This is a genomic window from Acinetobacter sp., assembly GCF_036659555.1.
Lineage (GTDB): Bacteria > Pseudomonadota > Gammaproteobacteria > Pseudomonadales > Moraxellaceae > Acinetobacter.
This window is the reverse complement of record NZ_JAVXCI010000070.1, coordinates 1-17,798: the sequence shown is the minus strand read 5'-3', so window position 1 is coordinate 17,798 and position 17,798 is coordinate 1. Positions and strand designations below refer to the sequence as shown.

General features: G+C 52.6%; 18 protein-coding genes and 1 tRNA gene. 10 read left to right on the top strand and 9 right to left on the bottom strand.

Features of this window, described 5'->3' with window-relative positions; genetic code table 11:
• Positions 1-158: 158 nt before the first annotated feature.
• Both RSA72_RS10340 and RSA72_RS10335 read right to left on the bottom strand, forming a co-directional pair.
• The gene (locus tag RSA72_RS10340; protein ID WP_332623802.1) at positions 159-815 is read right to left on the bottom strand and encodes a ribonuclease T2 family protein; all 657 of its coding nucleotides are present in this window, start codon (positions 813-815) and stop codon (positions 159-161) included.
• A 48-nt stretch (positions 816-863) separates the two neighbouring features.
• On the bottom strand, positions 864-2,819 hold the full coding sequence (locus RSA72_RS10335; protein ID WP_332623801.1) for a lytic transglycosylase domain-containing protein: 1,956 nt from the start codon (positions 2,817-2,819) through the stop codon (positions 864-866).
• A 316-nt stretch (positions 2,820-3,135) separates the two neighbouring features.
• Between RSA72_RS10335 and miaB the strand changes: the two genes are divergently transcribed.
• The 4 genes from miaB (at position 3,136) to RSA72_RS10315 (ending at position 6,726) form a co-directional block, all read left to right on the top strand.
• Positions 3,136-4,593 carry a tRNA (N6-isopentenyl adenosine(37)-C2)-methylthiotransferase MiaB gene (miaB, locus tag RSA72_RS10330; RefSeq protein WP_332623800.1) on the top strand — a complete coding sequence of 486 codons (1,458 nt, stop codon included), beginning with the start codon at positions 3,136-3,138 and terminating at the stop codon, positions 4,591-4,593.
• A 39-nt stretch (positions 4,594-4,632) separates the two neighbouring features.
• Positions 4,633-5,709: a PhoH family protein gene (locus RSA72_RS10325; protein WP_332623799.1), complete on the top strand. Its 1,077-nt coding sequence runs from the start codon at positions 4,633-4,635 to the stop codon at positions 5,707-5,709.
• 34 nt (positions 5,710-5,743) lie between these two features.
• Positions 5,744-6,223, top strand: a complete 480-nt coding sequence (gene ybeY, locus RSA72_RS10320; RefSeq protein ID WP_332623797.1) for an rRNA maturation RNase YbeY — start codon at positions 5,744-5,746, stop codon at positions 6,221-6,223.
• Positions 6,224-6,327: 104 nt separating this feature from the next.
• The gene (locus RSA72_RS10315) at positions 6,328-6,726 is read left to right on the top strand and encodes a hypothetical protein (RefSeq protein WP_332623796.1); all 399 of its coding nucleotides are present in this window, start codon (positions 6,328-6,330) and stop codon (positions 6,724-6,726) included.
• A 480-nt stretch (positions 6,727-7,206) separates the two neighbouring features.
• Here RSA72_RS10315 and RSA72_RS10310 read toward each other — a convergent pair whose 3' ends face one another.
• Positions 7,207-8,073 (bottom strand): energy transducer TonB, encoded by an 867-nt coding sequence (locus RSA72_RS10310; protein ID WP_332624514.1) that lies wholly within the window; start codon positions 8,071-8,073, stop codon positions 7,207-7,209.
• A gap of 255 nt (positions 8,074-8,328) precedes the next feature.
• On the opposite strand from RSA72_RS10310, the gene RSA72_RS10305 reads away from it, so the two are divergent.
• The 4 genes from RSA72_RS10305 to RSA72_RS10290 all read left to right on the top strand — a co-directional run bounded on the left by RSA72_RS10305 (position 8,329) and on the right by RSA72_RS10290 (position 11,169).
• A complete protein-coding gene (locus tag RSA72_RS10305) occupies positions 8,329-9,012 on the top strand; it encodes a hypothetical protein (protein WP_332624513.1) in 684 nt (227 codons plus the stop codon).
• A 160-nt stretch (positions 9,013-9,172) separates the two neighbouring features.
• Positions 9,173-9,886, top strand: coding sequence for a DUF3108 domain-containing protein (locus RSA72_RS10300; protein WP_332624512.1), 714 nt, complete (start codon positions 9,173-9,175; stop codon positions 9,884-9,886).
• Positions 9,887-9,975: 89 nt separating this feature from the next.
• Complete coding sequence (locus RSA72_RS10295; protein ID WP_332624510.1) at positions 9,976-10,551, top strand: xanthine phosphoribosyltransferase; 576 nt, start codon at positions 9,976-9,978, stop codon at positions 10,549-10,551.
• Between the two features lie 213 nt (positions 10,552-10,764).
• A complete protein-coding gene (locus RSA72_RS10290; protein WP_332623877.1) occupies positions 10,765-11,169 on the top strand; it encodes a hypothetical protein in 405 nt (134 codons plus the stop codon).
• A 67-nt stretch (positions 11,170-11,236) separates the two neighbouring features.
• Here the strand turns inward: RSA72_RS10290 and RSA72_RS10285 are convergent, their stop codons facing one another.
• Together RSA72_RS10285 and wrbA are read right to left on the bottom strand one after the other, a co-directional pair.
• On the bottom strand, positions 11,237-11,422 hold the full coding sequence (locus RSA72_RS10285) for a hypothetical protein (protein ID WP_332623874.1): 186 nt from the start codon (positions 11,420-11,422) through the stop codon (positions 11,237-11,239).
• Between the two features lie 316 nt (positions 11,423-11,738).
• The gene (gene wrbA, locus RSA72_RS10280) at positions 11,739-12,329 is read right to left on the bottom strand and encodes an NAD(P)H:quinone oxidoreductase (protein ID WP_332623872.1); all 591 of its coding nucleotides are present in this window, start codon (positions 12,327-12,329) and stop codon (positions 11,739-11,741) included.
• A gap of 114 nt (positions 12,330-12,443) precedes the next feature.
• On the opposite strand from wrbA, the gene RSA72_RS10275 reads away from it, so the two are divergent.
• Positions 12,444-13,697, top strand: a complete 1,254-nt coding sequence (locus tag RSA72_RS10275; protein WP_332623870.1) for a YihY family inner membrane protein — start codon at positions 12,444-12,446, stop codon at positions 13,695-13,697.
• A 130-nt stretch (positions 13,698-13,827) separates the two neighbouring features.
• Here the strand turns inward: RSA72_RS10275 and RSA72_RS10270 are convergent, their stop codons facing one another.
• A complete protein-coding gene (locus tag RSA72_RS10270) occupies positions 13,828-14,751 on the bottom strand; it encodes a DMT family transporter (protein ID WP_332623868.1) in 924 nt (307 codons plus the stop codon).
• A 291-nt stretch (positions 14,752-15,042) separates the two neighbouring features.
• On the opposite strand from RSA72_RS10270, the gene RSA72_RS10265 reads away from it, so the two are divergent.
• Positions 15,043-15,912 carry a tetratricopeptide repeat protein gene (locus RSA72_RS10265; protein ID WP_332623866.1) on the top strand — a complete coding sequence of 290 codons (870 nt, stop codon included), beginning with the start codon at positions 15,043-15,045 and terminating at the stop codon, positions 15,910-15,912.
• A gap of 74 nt (positions 15,913-15,986) precedes the next feature.
• On the opposite strand, the gene RSA72_RS10260 is transcribed toward RSA72_RS10265, so the two are convergent.
• From RSA72_RS10260 to RSA72_RS10250, 3 genes are all read right to left on the bottom strand, one after another.
• Positions 15,987-16,628 (bottom strand): fumarylacetoacetate hydrolase family protein, encoded by a 642-nt coding sequence (locus RSA72_RS10260; RefSeq protein ID WP_332623863.1) that lies wholly within the window; start codon positions 16,626-16,628, stop codon positions 15,987-15,989.
• 27 nt (positions 16,629-16,655) lie between these two features.
• Positions 16,656-17,153 (bottom strand): YcxB family protein, encoded by a 498-nt coding sequence (locus RSA72_RS10255; protein ID WP_332623860.1) that lies wholly within the window; start codon positions 17,151-17,153, stop codon positions 16,656-16,658.
• Positions 17,154-17,385: 232 nt separating this feature from the next.
• Positions 17,386-17,462, bottom strand: a tRNA-Arg gene (locus tag RSA72_RS10250).
• Positions 17,463-17,798 lie beyond the last annotated feature (336 nt).

Genomic DNA, 17,798 nt, shown 5'->3' with positions numbered 1-17,798 from the left:
CTCCAATTGAGGATATTCAATGCGATTAAATAGTTAGTCCATTTAATCTAATAATAAACGCGGAAGATTGTACTCCAATACTTTGGCGGATGCATGTAAAAGGGAATGCTTTTCAACAAAAGTATGATAGGAAATATAAATAAAATGCCGGCAAAGGTTCAGAAAGAACCTTTAATGATGAAGGAAGGCGGGCAGCTGCTGAGCACATTATTTGAGCATTGCTTGTACTTGCCATCGCTTCTGTAGCAGATTTTAAGGTCGGTCAGAATGCTGCCGGCATAGGACGGCTGGCAGCTGAACTGCACGCCCGGCGCCGGCAAACCGGGGTTCAGCCGGAGCATTTTGCTGCGCAGGACCGCAGCCTGCATCTGGCGGGTTTCCTGACTGGTCAGCTCCTCGGGTATTTTCAGTTTTTCTGCATAATTAATAATGGTGCGGAAATACTGGCTGGAATTCATCGGTACGCAGCCGCCAATTTCATGCCAAAGCGCATTGCGCGCGCTTTCATCCGGCATGACGCGGGCCACGACTTTGGCCTGTATCGGCGGCAGCTTGGCCGAACTGGAGCTTAGGCAGTCCTGCTGGCCGGTTTCAGGATAGAGACCGGTAATATTCAGCGAATAGCCTTCCAGGCATTTGCGCTTCTTATGCTTTTGCGGGTCTAAAGAGCAGACTGCAGGCACCAGCTGCACATTCATCACATAGCCGTGCACGGCCGGCGCAGCTGAGGCTGCAGCGGAAACAAGGCAGCCGCCGCAGCCCGCAAGGAGCAGGGCCAGCCGCTTGATCTTATTTCCGCCGTATTTCAGCTGCATCAATCATTCCCCAATCATAAAAATATTCAGCCTGCTGTTTTTTAAATGCTACTGCGCCCGCATGGGTATGGTCTGCATGCGCTTGCCGATGGACTGCGCGCCCTGCCCCAGCAATATGCCGTAATGCGCGGCATTGGTCATGACATGCTTCACATAGTCGCGCGTTTCGGTTAGCGGAATGCTTTCGGCATACTGATCAGCGGCGATGCCCTGATCATCCGGCTGCCAGCGCCGCGCGCGGTTCGGGCCGGCATTGTAGCCTGCCGTAGCCAGCACCGGGCTGCTGCTCAGCTGGTTTTGAATCATGGACAAATAGAAGGTGCCGTAGCGGATATTGGTATTCATGTCGCTTAAGGCCGCCGGGTTATAGGTTTCCCCCATTTGCCGCGCCACCAGTTTCGCGGTATCCGGCATGATCTGCATTAAGCCGCCCGCCCCGACATGCGAGCGCGCATTCGAAACAAAGCGGCTTTCCTGGCGCATCAGGCCATAGGCCCAGGCCGGGTCAATGCCGGCATTGCGGCTGTGGCTAACCACATAGGGCTGATGCGGCATGGCATAGCGCAGGCTGTAATTATGCTTGCTGACCGTGCGGTCGGCCGCATAGATGGCGCGGTCATACCAGCCCATGTCAGTGGCGCGCTTGGCGGCCGCCAGCAGCAGGCCGTCATCCTGCTTTAAATAGGCCTGGCGTACAGCCCAGTTCCATTCGCGGTTAATATAGCTGTCCGGCGCATTGACATTGCGCAGCGCAAAGGCGCGGCTGAAATGAATATCCTGACTTAGGCGCAGCGCATCGGCATTGCCCGGCTGCGTATTGCCCGGCAGGCTGCTGTAGCTCTGCCCCACATGGTCTTTGGCCAACAGGTTATGGTAGTCGTCACCCTGCGCCAGGCGCTTGAAAATCTCCTGCGCAGCCCGTTTGGACGCTGCGTCACTGCGCTGTTCAGAGGCGCGCGCCAGCCAGTACTGCCAGCGGTCTTCCTGGCGCTGGGTCACGCTCATGCCGTCAATGGCGCGGATCAGGCTTTCCCATGCGCTGAAGCGGATGGCTTGGCGCGCATAAATTTCGGCTTCTTCCGGGCTGAACGGCAGGCCATAGCTGGCGTCCAGAAACTGCAGCACTTCGCGGCTGAAATTATTTTTCATCACCGTGGTGCCGCCGATATAGCCGACCGTGCGGTACAGCGCGCGCTGCACATCCTCAGGCGTACCCTCGGCTGCCCGCTTGGCTGACGCCATGGCGCTGTTCAAGTCGCTGTCCGCCAGGCGCCCCAGCGCATAAATCAGATAGGCATGCTCTTCTTTGCTGTTTTTCGGCGCAGACCAGAGGTAATTCATCGGGTTGACCTGAATGCTGTTCAGCTGCGCCAGCGACAGGTTCATCTGAATGCTTTGCGCAGTGGCAATCGCCAGACCCGACTGTCCGGCGCGCAGCTGGCCCCAAAGGCGCTGCTGGCGGTCCTGTTCAGTCATTAGCGGGCTGGACAGCATCATGCGCCCCAGCCCTGTGCAGGACTCCGGCTGGGCATTGGTCGTCAGCCAGACATCTTTAAATTCCGCATACACCAAAGGGTCGCCGGAGCTGGCGCGCACTTGCGCCACCGCGCAGGTTTCCGCCTGATCGGGGTTGGTCACGTACTGCAGCAGCGGCTGCGCGGCGGCAAAATCAGCCTGCTTGGCTTTTTCTTCGACATAGTCAGCCGCCAGCTTTTCCGCCATCGCCGACTGCGGGTAGCGCTGCGCAAAACTGGCGATTTGAGCGGCCGGCTGCGACGCCAGGCTGCTGTTCAGAATCCAGTATTCTGGATAATAGCCCAGCGCATCGTTCTGCATGGCAGACTGATACTGCTGCAGCATGGCAATATTGCCGGAATTGGCGGCGCGCAGGGCCTCATTAAACTGTTCATCGGCCGCATACGCAGAGGCGGAAACGCAGGCCGACGCCGCGCCTAAAGCAAGCAGCTGATAATATTTTTTGCGTTTCCAGACTTTAGTTAACATCCACTTGCCTTCTTTAATTCACTTTTAGCCGCATGTGCATTTTGCTGATCATTTTTGGGCTAGTTTAATAATTCTAAGCCAGCAGTACTGTTCTGTTATGTAACCTCATGATTAGGCAATATTAATTTTCAAATATTTCTGCTTCACAAATCAATCGCCAGCGCCTGCGGTTTTGGGCTGTCAGTTTATAGCGAATTACTGCTAAAATACGCGCCTTTCATCCATATCCCTATTAACCTCGAAGCCTGCATGCATTTTGCTCAGCAAAATCCAGCCACGGGTTAGTACTTTTCCGTTTTATCCTTCAGGAGCCTACATGACGGTTCAAACCTTCATTCCGAATGATGCCGAAGCTGCCTCAGAAAACACTGTTACCCAGCCACAGCACACCCCAGCCATCGGCAGTGCAGTAAAGAAACTGTACATCGAAACGCAAGGGTGTCAGATGAATGAGTACGACAGTCACCGTATGGCGGACCTTTTAGGCGACTCGCACGGCTATGTGCTGACCAAAGACCCGAAAGACGCCGATATTCTTTTGATGAATACCTGCTCGATCCGCGAAAAGGCGCAGGAAAAAGTCTTTTCGGAACTGGGGCGCTGGCGCAAGCTGAAAGAAAAGAATCCTGAGCTGATTATCGGCGTCGGCGGCTGTGTGGCTTCGCAGGAAGGCGACAACATTCAAAAGCGCGCCAGCTATGTCGACATGATTTTCGGCCCGCAAACCCTGCACCGCCTGCCGCAGATGCTGGATCAGCATTTTGATCAGATTGAAAAGCCGAAAAAAGAAAAAATCAAGCTGGTGGATATTTCCTTCCCGGATATTGAAAAATTCGACTTCCTGCCTGAACCGCGCGTGGAAGGCTATAAAGCTTTTGTTTCGATTATGGAAGGCTGTTCCAAATACTGCTCATTCTGCGTAGTGCCGTATACCCGCGGCGAAGAAGTTTCCCGCCCATTGGATGACGTCTTGGCGGAAATTGCCACGCTGGCTGAAAAAGGCGTGCGTGAGATTTCGCTTTTGGGCCAGAACGTCAACGGCTACCGCGGCGAAACTTTTGAAGGCGGCATCTGCACTTTTGCCGACCTGCTGCGCTTAGTGGCTGAAATTCCGGGCATTGGCCGCCTGCGCTATACCACTTCGCATCCGCTTGAATTCAATGATGATTTGATTCAATGCTACCGCGACCTGCCGCAAATGGTGTCACACCTGCACTTGCCGGTGCAAAGCGGCTCCAATGCGGTGCTGCAGGCCATGAAGCGCAACCACACCATTGACGTGTATATCGACAAGATTGCCAAGCTGCGCAAAGTGCGTCCTGACATGCACCTGTCTTCCGACTTCATCATCGGCTTTCCGGGCGAAACTGATGAACACTTTGAAGAAACCTATCAGTTCATCAAAGACATGGACTTTGACCATTCCTACAGCTTTGTCTACTCAAAACGCCCGGGCACGCCAGCCTCTGACCTGGAAGACACCACGCCTGAAGATGTGAAAAAAGAGCGCCTGTCTAAAGTGCAGAAATGGATCAAGCGCTCCAGCATTGACAAAACCGACGCCATGCTCGGCACCATCCAGCGCGTGCTGGTGGAGAGCGTTTCCGACAAGGACCCGAATATCCTGATCGGCACGGCGGACAACACCCGCTATGTCAGCTTTATTGGAGATGCGGCCTGGGTTGGACGCTTCGCGGAAATCGAAATTACCGAAATTAAAACTTTGAATTTTGTTTACGGCGAGCTATTGAATCTTGAACCTGACGTGGCGTAATGTAAGAACTGAACTCAAGACTACTTTTAAGGAATTCTCTTGACTGCAGCGATTCGGCGTACAGTAACATTTCCTGGTGTTTCCCTTGACCGTTTGCAAAGCATGCTTGGCGCTTACAACGGTCATTTGAAGCAAATTGAACAGCGTTTAGAAGTCAAAATTTCCCATCGGGGCGACGCCTTTTTTATTGATGGCGGAATTGATGCGGTAGAGAGGGCCGAAGGCCTGCTGCACCGCCTGCATGAAGAATCAGAAAGCTCCAGCCAGATCAGCGCAGACACCCTGCATATGATGATTCAAGGCAGTCAGACTGACCGTGAACTGCAGGAGGACATGGAAGGCCAGGAGCATACCGGCCTGGATGAAGTCTGGCTGCAGACCCGCAAGGGCCGCATCAACCCGCGCGGCGCCAACCAGAAGCGCTATGTGCAGCGCATCCTGAACAGCGACATTTCCTTCGGCATCGGCCCTGCCGGCACGGGCAAAACTTACCTTGCCGTAGCGGCCGCGGTCGACATGCTGGAGCGCAACGAAATTCAGCGCATCCTGCTGGTGCGGCCTGCGGTTGAAGCCGGTGAAAAGCTCGGCTTCCTGCCGGGCGATTTAACCCAGAAAATTGACCCTTACCTGCGCCCGCTGTATGACGCCCTGTATGAAATGCTCGGCTTTGAAAAAGTCGCCAAGCTGATTGAACGCCAGGTGATTGAAGTCGCGCCGCTGGCCTATATGCGCGGCCGCACCCTGAACCACGCATTTGTGATTCTGGATGAAGCGCAGAACACCACGCCCGAACAGATGAAAATGTTCCTGACCCGCCTGGGCTTCGGCTCGCGCGCCGTCATCACCGGCGACGTCACGCAGGTCGACTTGCCGCGCGGACAGCAGTCCGGCCTGTCGCATGCCCTGCGCGTAATCGAAAACGTTAAAGAAATTCACATCACCCGCTTCCATTCCCGCGATGTGGTGCGCCATCAATTGGTGCAGAAAATTGTTGAAGCCTACGAGGGATGGGACAGCGAGCAGCAGCGCCTCAGCGCTGCAGCCCGCGCTGAGCGTAAAGCGCTTCAAGAGGCATTAATTGCCGACAATGACGCCAAAGCGGATGCGCAGGATTAAGCTGCGCAGGCTGCAATAGTATTAAGGATCCATTTTGAAACTCAACCTTTCCCTGCAGCAGGAATTTCAAGCGCCTGAACTGGTCTTAAAACGCGCCTACATCAAGAAAGTCATTGAAACATCATTGCGCTTTATTGATATAGATCAAGACTGCGAAATCGGCATTGCCTGTGTCGGCAATGACGAAAGCCATAAGCTGAATCTGGAATACCGCGGCAAAGACAAGCCGACCAATGTGCTGTCTTTTCCGGGCGATGTGCCGGAAGAAGTTGTGGCCATGCTGGATGCGCTGCCGATTGGCGATTTGGTGATTTGCATTCCTGTGGTGCTGCAGGAAGCTGCCGATCAGCAAAAAACGCCCATCGAGCATTTCACCCATATGCTGGTGCACGGCGCGCTGCACCTCATGGGCTATGACCATGAAACTTCAGATGAAGATGCTGAAGAAATGGAAGCTTTGGAAATTCAGATTTTAGCCAAATTGGGCTTTGAAAATCCTTATACAGAACAGTAACTTTTAAGCTCCGCAGTCATCAGCCCGGTTAATTTCGATTGACCGGGCTTAATTTATGCTAAAAATAGCAGGACGCTTAAATATTCATCAAGATACTTAAAAATATGAAAAAGATGCTTTCCAGACTGCTGCTTGCCTCCGCGCTGCTCTGCAGCGCTCCGCTCCATGCCGGCGATGAAGCCGCCTGCGCAGCCGCTGAATTTAAACAGGCCGACAGCGCCTGGGCCGGGCATTACTATCTGAATGGCATCATGGAGGTCGGCTCAGAACTGCTGCTGAAGCCGGACGGCACATTCAAATGGTATTTGGCGGTTGGATCTTTAGACCAGTATGCGGAAGGCGCATGGTGGAAAAATGGCGCCTGCATTGGCTTAAAGGCCGCTCCGCAGTATGCTGAGCATCTGGAAATCTTCCCGGCCCGCCTGAACATCAGGGAAAAAAGCCTGGATGTGACTTGGCCGGACGGGCGCCAGGACGGCAGCTATGCGCCGGCGGACCAGTAAAGTGACCGCTTCAATATAGCTAATTACCTAAGGGGCTGTCACATACAAAACCTAATGAAGCATATTTTATGGGAGATTGTGTGTGATACAGATTTCAAAACTCAGCTATATGATGGCTAAGTTTTCTTGAACGATTCCGCAAAAATCCCTTCAGCCTCGAGTTTTCTAGGCCTTTGAGTAAAATAAACTTTGGATACGCGCGTGCGGCAGGGATGCCGCACGTTGCCCATCACGGCAAGGATGCCGTGTATGGGCAACAAAAGACTTTTGCCGACTTTGGGTCTTTCCAAAGTCGGGACTTGCCTGCGCAAAGGCATCTAAATTTCTAAAGAAAAAATGAGGCAGTGCAAGCGCATCGTTAATTGCCGAAATAGTTAGTGCAGCTAAAACCTCATGAAATCATATTTTATAGAAAATTATGCGTCATACAGACTTTAAAATTTAGCTATGATTCAAAGGAAGCAGGCGGATCTGCCTGCATCAATGCACTTCAAATTCCGCTTCCGCCGGATCGAAGCGCCATGTCCGCACAATCCGCAGCTCCGAAATATCCTTCATTTTGGCGTCAAATCCGCCAAAAGGCGCGGCCTTGCGCACCGATGTCTTGGCCGCTTCATCCAGAATGCCGTACCCAGAACTTTCAATTAAGCGGATGGCTCGGATGCCGCCGTTCTGGTTCAGAATCACCATCAGGCGGACTTCTCCCGCCAGATTCTGCTGCTTGGCGCTGTCCGGATAATAGCGGTTGCCGTAGAACTCCACTTTCTGCCGGAATTGTTCCATATAGGCCGCGGTGTTGTCCTGCTTGGCCTGAATGCCGTCGATGGTTTTAATTTTCTGCTGCCGGCTGAAATTCTGCTGGCGCTGCAGGTATTGCGCTTCAATGCTGGCAATCATGGCGGCTTTGGCCTGAAACTGGCTTTGCATTTCATCTGCAGTTTTCTTGCGCTGATTTTCTTCCGCCTGCTTCTGCCAGCTCAGCGCGGTCATCAGCACTTTTTCTTCAAACTTCAGTTCGCGCTTCTGCTGCAGCTTTTCCAGCGCTTCCTGCGCCTGCTCGCCTGCGGTCTGATCCAGCATCGGCGCCGGCATATCGGCCGATATGCGGTGCTGCTCGCGGAACTTGCCCGAACCCTGCTGGTCCGCCTGCGCCAAGAAATCTGCATGCTCGATTTTGGCGTCGCTCGGGCGCAAAGACACCGCGATTTCCTTGGTCGTAACCTCGCTTTCCTGCGGCATGGCGAACTGCATGGTCAGCACGGCCAAATGCAAAACCGCAGCCAAGCCTACAGCGCCGGTAAAAATCGGATCTTTCCACCAGCCGCGATTTAACGGCTTAACGGTCATTATTTTCAGCATCGCATTCATGCGGCGGTTGGCCGCTTTCCCCAAACGCTCGAAATGAGCATAAAATAAACATAATTTTCATTTTCCGCATGAAAGCGGCCAATCCGTCAATAAATGGATTGCGCGCCTTCAAAATCCTGAAAATGCTGCAGTTAATTTTGCTAAACTGCAAGCTCGCAAGCCGGTATTTTTTACATCATGCCGCAAGATAGATTAAAATTTTAACCCGCTTATTTGCCAGGATGCGCCATCGATATGCAATCGCTCATTTCCAGTATTTCTCACCGCATCCGCCAAGTGTATCAAAAGGCGGAAGGGTTTATTGAAGATGAGCGGGAATTTCCTCTGTCGCAGGTGTTTCTGAATGCGACCTTTCAGCGCTTTGTCACCGACAATGTCAGAATGCTGCAGGACCTGCATGCTGACCTGCATGACGGCTGGCTGCGCCTGTACGCCACGCTCAGCTATAACGGCCTGGACGTTACCCTGTCGGTGGATTTAAAGCTGGTGCAGATGGAGCTGAATAAGACCACCCAGCTGATTGTCTTTGAGCAGATTGGCGACACCCAGCTGATTGACGCCAAATATCCGAATTTCCTCTATAAAATTGGCGTGCGCTGCGCCCTGTTCTTTTACCAGAAAGTGCTGAATGATGATCCGCTGGGCATGATTTTGGAAAAGCTGAAGGTGATTAAAGTCAAGGATGAGCTGCTGCATTTAGACCTCAACCGCTGGCTGGGCAAAAAGCGCTCGATTATTGATACGCTGGGCAAGGTGCATGTCAACCATGCGGTGCTGCGCGAAGCCGAGCTGGTGGTGCTGGGCAATGTCAATCTGGCGGCCCTGTTCAGCACGATGGCTGCAGAAAAAATGGAGCGCTGGGATGATGCTGATTTGAATGAAACCGAAGTCACCCCAATCCGGCAGAAAGAAAAATAGACCGGCTGCGCGCGGACTGAAGTTCAGCGCATAAAAAGCAGCAGTAAATATACATTTGCAGCGGATTTTCCGCTTCCATCTCCACAATCGGCGCGCATAATAAGATTCATTGTAAAAAGAACATTTTGCCCTCTTAAAACTTCACAGGAAAGCATCACTTATGGCTACATTTACAGTTAAAACCTTGGGGATTGCAGCAGGCGTTTCTACTGCGCTGCTGTTCAGCGGCTTCGCCAGCCAAGCCTTTGCCATGAGTCCGTTCCAAGCCAGCTATCAGTTTAATTACAATGGCAAAAACATGGGTTCAGCCACCCGCACCTTGAGCAAGGCCGGCAGCGGCTGGACTTATGTTTTCGCCGCCAAGGCAGGCGGCATTGCCTCCGCAACGGAATCCAGCAATTTCGGCTTCAGCGGCGGCAGCATCACATCGCAGAGCTTTAAGCGCACTAGCAAGATTTTGATCCACAACAATACCATGAGTATCAGCTTCAACCCGGGCGCCAAAATCATCAATACCAAGAAAGACGACAAAGCCCGCTCCTTTGCCTGGAAAAGCGGCGTGCTGGATGAGCTGAATGCGGAACTGCAGGTGCGTGAAGACTTAAAATCCGGCAATTTAAAATCCGGCTACTGGATTGCCGACGCCAAAGAAATTGAGGCGCGCAAGTTTGTCAAGCAGGGCGCAGAGCAAGTCAAAACCGCTTACGGCACCTTTGACACCATTAAAGTGGTGATGAAGCATGACAAGCCAGGCCGTGAAACCGTGTTCTGGCTGGCGCCGAAACTGGACTATCTGCCGGTGAAAATGGCGCATCAGGACCAGAAAAGCTCTTACGGGCTGCTGCTGACCGGCTATAAAGGGCCTGTAAATTAACCGATTTAATCAATTTTGCTTGCATTTTTCCCCGTGCTTTTTAAAATACGCGTTTGCTTTAAAAAGCACCTGCCCTTGAGGATTCTCCCGTGCATGCACTAGAACAGAAAATCTTAGCTGAAGGTATCGTTCTGTCTGAAGAAGTTCTGAAAGTCGATTCTTTCTTAAACCACCAAATTGACCCTGTGATGATGCAGCAGATTGGCCAAGAATTTGCGCGCCTGTTTAAAGATGCAGGCATCACGAAAATTATTACCATTGAAGCGTCCGGCATTGCGCCAGCGGTGATGGCGGGTTTAGAGCTGGGCGTTCCGGTTATTTTTGCACGCAAATACCAGTCTTTAACTTTAAAAGATGATTTATACCGCTCTAAAGTGTTCTCTTTCACCAAGCAGATTGAAAGCACCATTGCGATTTCCAAAAAGCATATCAGCGCAGCTGACAAAGTTTTAGTGATTGATGACTTTCTGGCGAATGGCCAGGCTGCATTAGGCTTAGCTGACTTAATTCATCAAGCGGATGCTGAAGTGGTCGGCATTGGCATTGTAATTGAAAAATCATTCCAGCCGGGCCGCGAGTTCCTGCTTGAAAAAGGCTACCGCGTAGAATCTTTGGCGCGCGTGAAATCTTTGGCCAGCGGCACTGTTGAATTTGTCCGTGACTGATTCACCGGCTAACCTTAAAGAGCGCAATTGCGCTCTTTTTTATGGCCGCTGGCGAATGACCTGCCTTCGGCTAGGCTCCAAAGATCCGGCAGGACTTGCAGCATCATTACAAAATTGCCATATTTGCGCACTGCCGCATCTTCAGCAAAATGCCATCATCCAGCTACAATACAGCTGAAGCCCTCCCCATTTCCATTAAGGCCAGACAGTGTCATGAATACAGACCATCCCGCAGCGCAGCAGGCTATGCAATGCCCTAAATGCGGCTCAACCGAAGTTGCAGCGCGCAATCATGAACAGCATCTGCAGAAAATCGGCGGCGTGCTGCTCAGCTCTGCCGGTACAGCCGCCGGAACTGTGGGCGGCGCGGCCTCCGGCGCATCCATCGGCGCGGCGATTGGCGCTGCAGCCGGCCCGCTGGGCGTCATTATGGGCGGCACTATCGGCACTTTTGTCGGCGCCATCAGTGTCGGCATTACCGGCGGCTTTCTCGGGCACCGCTTTGGCAAAAAAGCTGGCGTGATTGTCGACCAGAATATCTTTCTGGACTATCAGTGCCAAAAATGCAAATACCGCTTCAATGCAAAGCCTGAAGCCGCCGCAAAAGACGGAAAATAAAAACAGCGCACAATGCGCCGTTTCAGCATAAGCAAGGCAGGAAGCTGATCCCGCCTTGCTGCCCCGCTTAATTGGCGATGCCGGAAACCGGCTTTGACTGCGCCTTGACGGTGTTTTGCTGCGCGCTACCGTCCTGATCCGCTTTGGCTGCAGGAAAATCAAGCGTATGTACAACCGCTGCCGCCGCAGTAAAAGAAGATGCGGTTAAAGCCGCAGCAACCGCCAAAGCCATAAAAAATTGATGTGAATGCATCAAAGCCCCCAAGGATAATGAGAATAAAATTTCCAATAAATCACGCAATATATGCAGGATAATTTAGAGGAATAACCGTCTGCAGAAAAAGTTCTGCCTAAAAAGAAAGCGTATTTAAATCTATTGCTTAGTTATTTTATATCCCTGAAACTGGGTATTTGAAATACAGCAGGAATCATGCTTTATCCGGCTGATTTTTTATTGAATTTTGATTATCTTTACCGGCTCATCCGGCAGCCGGGCGCATAAAAAACGCGGAAAACCGTCTGGATTTCCCGCGCTGCATCAGCCGCTGTTCAGGCAAAAATCCGCCGGCTTAGGCCAGCTTTTTCACCACTTCGCCCAGACGCTGGCCCTGCGCCGCGCAGAGGAGCTTTTCATCCTGGCTGAGCGGATGCTCATGGCGCGTTCCGCTGACATGGCTGGCGCCATACGGCGTGCCGCCGGTTTTGGTATTGGACAGCGCCGGCTGCGCATTGCTCAGCCCCATCACCATCATGCCGTGGTGAAACAGCGGCGGCAGCATGCTCAGCAGCGTGCTTTCCTGCCCGCCATGCATGGAGCCGGATGCGGTAAACACGCAGGCCGGCTTGCCGTGCAGCGCGCCGTTCAGCCAGAGGCTGGTGGTCTGGTCTAGAAAGTATTTCATTTCTGACGCCATATTGCCAAAGCGCGTCGGCGAACCCAGCGCCAGTCCTGCGCAGCCGGCCAGATCATCCAAAGTGCAGTAAATATCGCCGGCTGCCGGAATGCTGGGCGCCGCTTCGGTCACCACAGCGGCGATATCCGGCACCGTGCGGATTTTGACGGCCACGCCGGCAGCTTCAGCGCCATCGGCAATCAAATGCGCCATTTCTTTGGTCGATCCATATTTGCTGTAATAAAGCACGAGAACGTAAGGCTGCATAATTTTTGATAAATGCCATTAAAAATGAAAACTATACGGTATTTTTCCGGCTTTTTGGTTAAGCTTGGCAGTGAAAATTGAGAAAGATGATTAAAAAAATTGAGACTTTAGCGCATGATCGAAGCACACTTAAAAAAACTTCCCTTTTATGACAAGACATGGTTTCAGTTTGTTTTATTTGTCATAAGGCGTTTTGAAGCCGACCGCTGCCGTGAACAGGCCGGCTCTTTAACCTATACCACGCTGTTTGCCGTGGTGCCGATGCTGACGGTTTTTCTGGTGATTATTTCATCCATTAAGGCGCTGGAGCCGGCGCGCCAGCAGCTGCAGCAGCTGATTTACAGCAATTTCCTGCCAAAAACCACCATTGCTTTTGACAAGGCGCTGAACGCATTTACCGACAAATCCAGCAATTTAACGGTCATTGGCGTGCTGTTTCTGTTCGTGACCACGGTGATGATGCTGACCAGCATTGAAACTGTGTTTAACCGCATCTGGCGGGTGCGCGAAACCCGCGGCGGCATTTTAGGCTTTATGCGCTACTGGACCATCATTTCGCTGGGGCCGATTCTGCTCGGCAGCGCATTCGTGATTTCATCGGCGGCGGCCTCCATCAACGTGCTGAGCAATAATTTTGCCGGCTATGAGCTGAACGGCGCTTTTATTTTCTGGTGCATGTCCTTTTCGCTGACCATTTTGGGCTTTTTCATTCTCAACTGGACTATTCCCAACCGCACCGTGCCGCTGAAAGCCGCCCTGATTGCCGGCGCATTCAGCGCCACGCTGTTTGAGCTGCTGAAGCACCTGTTCGGCTTTGTCATGTCGAATTTCACCAGCTATGAAATTATTTACGGCGCATTCGCCGCCGTGCCGATTTTCCTGCTGTGGATTTTCCTGTCCTGGAATATTGTGCTGCTGGGCGTGGAAATCAGCTATGCCCTGACCGCCTTCAATGCCGACACCCATCGGCAGCGCAAGCGCCACCCGGTGATTATGCTGCTGGACTTGCTGGAGCTGTTTTATAAGAAGCAGCAGGTCGGGCAAAGCGTGACCGAAGCTGAGGCGCTGGACGTGCTGGGGCGCGAAGAAATCGGGCGCTGGCCGTCGTATGTGCTGATGCTGGAAAAGCAGAATCTGCTGATGCGCACCGATGACAACAATTATGTTCTGGTGCGCAATCTGTCGCAGGTTGATTTCTGGAGCTTTTATTCGCAGCTGCCTTATCCGCTGCCGCACCGCAAAGATCTGGGCCATGTGTTTTCCAATGATCAATGGATGGAAAAAATCGGCCCTGCGCTGATTGAGTCGGATGACTATCTGGCCGCCAAGCTGGCGATTCCGCTGTCGGCGATTTTTGAGAAAAACTAGCGCCATTGCTCCGGAAGCGTCCAATAGGCAAAAGCCGCGCAGTGAATTAAAGCCAGCCCGCGGAAAAAGCAGCTGGCTTTTTTTAAATCTCAGGCGCGCCTGCACTGGCCCGCAGGGTGCGCATGCAGGCTTACTGCGCTGCAGGCGCCTTTTTCCCGATCCGGCCGGACAAGCTGACAATAATCACCCCCAGCATCACCATAACAGTGCCGGCAATAAAGCCACTTTCCACCGGCTCATTTAAAATCAGCACGCCAAAAGCGATGCCAAACAGCGGCGTCAAAAAGGAAAAAACGCCTAAGCGCGACGCCAAATAGTGCTTCAGCAGCCAAAACCAGAGCAGATAGCTGCCGAATGAGATCAGCACCGCATGAAACAGCAGGCTGCCGAATGTCAGCGCGGTCCAGTGAACCGCGCTTTGCCCCAGCATAAACGCCATCGGCAAAAGAAATGCAAAACCGCCCAGCAACTGGTAAAACAGGGTTTGCGTGGCGGGCGCTTCCGACAGATTGCTCAGGCGCACGGCGATGGTGGTGGATGCCCAAAGCATTCCAGCGCCTAAAGCCAGCAGATCACCCCAAAGCATTGCGCTGAGATCCTGCGCGCCGCTTGCACCGCGCCCTAAAAAAGTCACCACAATGCCTGAAAATGCGGTCAATATCCCGCACCACTGCAGTCCAGTTAAGCGCTCCGCGGGCAATTTGCAGTGCAGGCCCAGCGCGACAAAAATCGGCGCGGTATACAGCAGCACCACGGTATGCGATGCAGAGGTAAAGCGCAGGGCTTCCCCGATCAGGCAGAACTCGGCGGCGAACAGCAGCGCTACTAAGCCGCCTGAAAACCAGTATGGCCGGCCCCACAGCGACTGCCCCTTGGCCAGCTTAATCAGCGGAAAGACCAGCAATGCAGACAGCCCTGAACGCAGCGCCATCTGCATGATCGGCGCGATATCGGCAGCCGCCAGCTTAATCACCACCTGCTGCAGGCCCCAGAGAATGCACAGGAAAAACATAATGCCGGATGCTTTTGCATCCAGCGCCTGACGTACTTGCACAACGCTTACTCAGCCAATCCAAAAAGCCACCTTAGCACTTTGCCGGCTGCAAAATACAGCATTAAAGGCCGGCCATTTATATTATTTTTCCAGCAATTCAAGCCGCCTCAGCATCAGGCTGAAAAATGGCGCAGGCCGGCCATCGCTGAACAATCAATGCGCATCCCTGAGCCGTTCTGCAGGCGCCTGTTGCTGCCTTGAAAGCCGTCCGAAGAATTATCTCTGCCTGTATTTACTCTAAAAGCAGACTGTATATGATGTGCAAATATAAATCTAAAAACAGTCACGGCAATGAAAATTACAGCATCCGCCTTATTCCTGCTTTGCCTCAGCAGCGCACTGTTTACAGGCTGCAGTTCAGCGGATGAGAAAGCCTTTCAGTCCGCCTTGAAAGCGGCGGAATCCGGCAGCGCCGCGGCGCAAGTACAGCTGGGGCAATACTATGATCAAGGCAAAGGCACAGAAAAAAATGCCGGGCAAAGCCTGCACTGGCGCCAGAAAGCTGCCCTTCAAGGCAATACCGATGCCTTTCAATGGCTGCGCCGGCAGGCGCTGCAAGGCAATGTGGAGGCAGAGCTTTTCCTTTCTGAACAGCTGGATAAAGGCAACAGCCTGCTGGCCAGCTGGATTTACCTGCAGGCCAGGCAGGGTGACGCGCAGGCGCAATATGCAACGGCATGGATGCATGACATGGGATTGGGGCTGATTGAAGACCCGCATCTGGCAATGCGCTGGTATGAGCGCTCTGCCCGGCAAGGCTGCTTACTGGCTCAAAAAGTTTTTCAGGAGCGCTTGCGGCGCGGCGCAGTCATGGCGCATCACAGATCCAAAAATACAATTTACGGCCATGCCGCCCCTTATCCGCCTTTTTACCTAACTGCCGGCAGCTATAATGCCTATCTGTACCATATTGATAAAAATCAGGTTAAAACACCGCGCGCCTGGAATACTTCGGGCGCCTATATCAGCGAAAAAAATACAATTTCAGGCCGCAATCAGATTTACCTCACGCCCAAAGAATATGAAAATATGTTCAATGGCGCTGCAAGAAACCGTTCTTCCGGCATTGACGCAGATCAGGCCAGCCCATTTGACATGCAGGACAGCAATGAAAATGACAGGCGGAATATGGACGGCGCTGACAGCGCAGCTGCGCAGTGAACGCTATCTGGCAGCGCAGCCATTCGGCATAAAAAAGGACTGCAGCATTGCAGTCCTTTTCCGCCATTCGCCGCTTACTTTACAAAAGTATTCCAGACATAGTCCTGCGCCTTGCCTTGCAGCGTCATCTTCAGCTGATCGCCGGACTGCAGCGCAGCTACGCCTGCCGGGGTGCCGGTCATCACCACATCGCCGGCTTCCAAAGTAAAGACTTGACTGATGTCCGCCAGCAGCGCGCCGATAGCAAAAATCAAATGCGATGTATCGCCTTTTTGGCGCAGCGCATCATTTACATGCAGGGTGTAATGCACATTATTCCAGTCATTCACTGCGTCATCAGCAGCAATCCAGTCCGCCAGCATGCATGAGCCGTCATAGGCTTTGGCACGTTCCCACGGCTGGCCTTTTGTCTTCAGCTCATCCTGCAGATCGCGCAGGGTCAAATCCAGGCCCAAAGTCACCGCGCCTACAGCTTGTAAAGCTTTGAGCGGATCAGTTTCAGCCCTGAGCGGATAGTCAATGCGCAAAGACAGCTCACATTCATAATGGCAGCTGCCTAAGGCCGTGTTCCATGCAATGCCGTCTTGCAGCGGGCTTAAAGCGCTGGGCGGCTTAATAAATAAAACCGGGCGGTCCGGCACGGCATTGCCCAGTTCTCTGGCATGGTCTGCATAGCTGCGGCCAACGCAGACAATTTTTGATGGACGTGCGCTCATGATCTTCCCTTCCCGCCTTAGCTCGGCTTACTTTTTAAATGTGTTTTCAAATATGGCCTGATCGGCGGCGTTTGCAAATGCGCGCTTCGGCACAATCACCACAGTGCGGTTTTTCATTTCCAGCATATAGGTCAGCTTGCCGGAGGCGAAATTGGCGACTTCGGCATAATTGAAGGTATTTTTGCGGCCATTGGCATGCAGTTCGCCATGATCCTGATACAGGTCAATGCCCTGCTCGCTTTTGCCGAATTGATATTTGACAAACTGGCGCTTGAACATCATCGGCAGGAACCAGTAGCGCATTAAAAGCTGCATGATCAGGAAGAAAGCGCCCAGCGCCACATAGTAGCGGCCAACGCCATTGAAGCCCAGATAAAAGCCCCAGCCGATAATCGCCAGGCTGATGACAGGCGTGACAAAGCGGGTAAACTGCTTTTTGCCAAACGTCGCCAAGGCAAAGCCGTCCTGCGACTCTTCCAGATTCAGAAAATAGCGCAGCGATAATGCAGGTTGAGTGTCAGACATATGCTTATCAGTACATAATTCATATAAATTAAGCTGAATACTACACCAGATTGCGCATTTCCCTTATTCTTTTTCCAATTTCAGCGCGTATGCCCGGCGCGGGCGCCGCTGCCGGAAAGCGCCGGGAAACAGGCCGCGGCGAAAACGCGCCGGCCGGAAATTTATATTTATTTTCCATGGCCCAGACGCAAAAAAACCGCATCAATGTGCGGTTTTTAAGACTTGATCAAGTTGGTGCGCTCAGAGAGATTCGAACTCCCGACCCCTTAGTTCGTAGCCAAGTGCTCTATCCAGCTGAGCTATGAGCGCGACGTCTTGATGAGGTGCATTATACGTGATTTTTTCAGTTTGTTAAGAGGCGATTCATCTAAATCTGATTGAATGCCTAGTATTTGGCCAAACTTCGCCTTGAGTGGCGATTTTACCGGCAAATCTGCAGGCTGATCCTGCGCGCTGGCCGATTCAGCGCTTATTAATCCATCTTATGACAGCTCCACGCAAGCCTATGCCCAGGCTGTTCTCCCGCGCGGCCTTGAATGCCGCGCCCTGCTGCAGGCGCCGAATTTCAGGCACAAAAAAACCGCTGTAAAAGCGGTTGATTGTTCAAGTTGGTGCGCTCAGAGAGATTCGAACTCCCGACCCCTT

Excerpts from the sequence above, each read along its gene's own strand:
- RSA72_RS10310 (WP_332624514.1), bottom strand. The coding sequence starts at position 8,073 with ATGACCGTTAAGCCGTTAAATCGCGGCTGGTGGAAAGATCCGATTTTT.
- RSA72_RS10335 (WP_332623801.1), bottom strand. The coding sequence starts at position 2,819 with ATGTTAACTAAAGTCTGGAAACGCAAAAAATATTATCAGCTGCTTGCT.
- RSA72_RS10305 (WP_332624513.1), top strand. The coding sequence starts at position 8,329 with ATGCAATCGCTCATTTCCAGTATTTCTCACCGCATCCGCCAAGTGTAT.
- RSA72_RS10265 (WP_332623866.1), top strand. The coding sequence starts at position 15,043 with ATGAAAATTACAGCATCCGCCTTATTCCTGCTTTGCCTCAGCAGCGCA.
- RSA72_RS10285 (WP_332623874.1), bottom strand. The coding sequence starts at position 11,422 with ATGCATTCACATCAATTTTTTATGGCTTTGGCGGTTGCTGCGGCTTTA.
- RSA72_RS10275 (WP_332623870.1), top strand. The coding sequence starts at position 12,444 with ATGATCGAAGCACACTTAAAAAAACTTCCCTTTTATGACAAGACATGG.
- wrbA (WP_332623872.1), bottom strand. The coding sequence starts at position 12,329 with ATGCAGCCTTACGTTCTCGTGCTTTATTACAGCAAATATGGATCGACC.
- miaB (WP_332623800.1), top strand. The coding sequence starts at position 3,136 with ATGACGGTTCAAACCTTCATTCCGAATGATGCCGAAGCTGCCTCAGAA.
- RSA72_RS10290 (WP_332623877.1), top strand. The coding sequence starts at position 10,765 with ATGAATACAGACCATCCCGCAGCGCAGCAGGCTATGCAATGCCCTAAA.
- RSA72_RS10260 (WP_332623863.1), bottom strand. The coding sequence starts at position 16,628 with ATGAGCGCACGTCCATCAAAAATTGTCTGCGTTGGCCGCAGCTATGCA.
- RSA72_RS10255 (WP_332623860.1), bottom strand. The coding sequence starts at position 17,153 with ATGTCTGACACTCAACCTGCATTATCGCTGCGCTATTTTCTGAATCTG.
- RSA72_RS10315 (WP_332623796.1), top strand. The coding sequence starts at position 6,328 with ATGAAAAAGATGCTTTCCAGACTGCTGCTTGCCTCCGCGCTGCTCTGC.
- RSA72_RS10340 (WP_332623802.1), bottom strand. The coding sequence starts at position 815 with ATGCAGCTGAAATACGGCGGAAATAAGATCAAGCGGCTGGCCCTGCTC.
- RSA72_RS10300 (WP_332624512.1), top strand. The coding sequence starts at position 9,173 with ATGGCTACATTTACAGTTAAAACCTTGGGGATTGCAGCAGGCGTTTCT.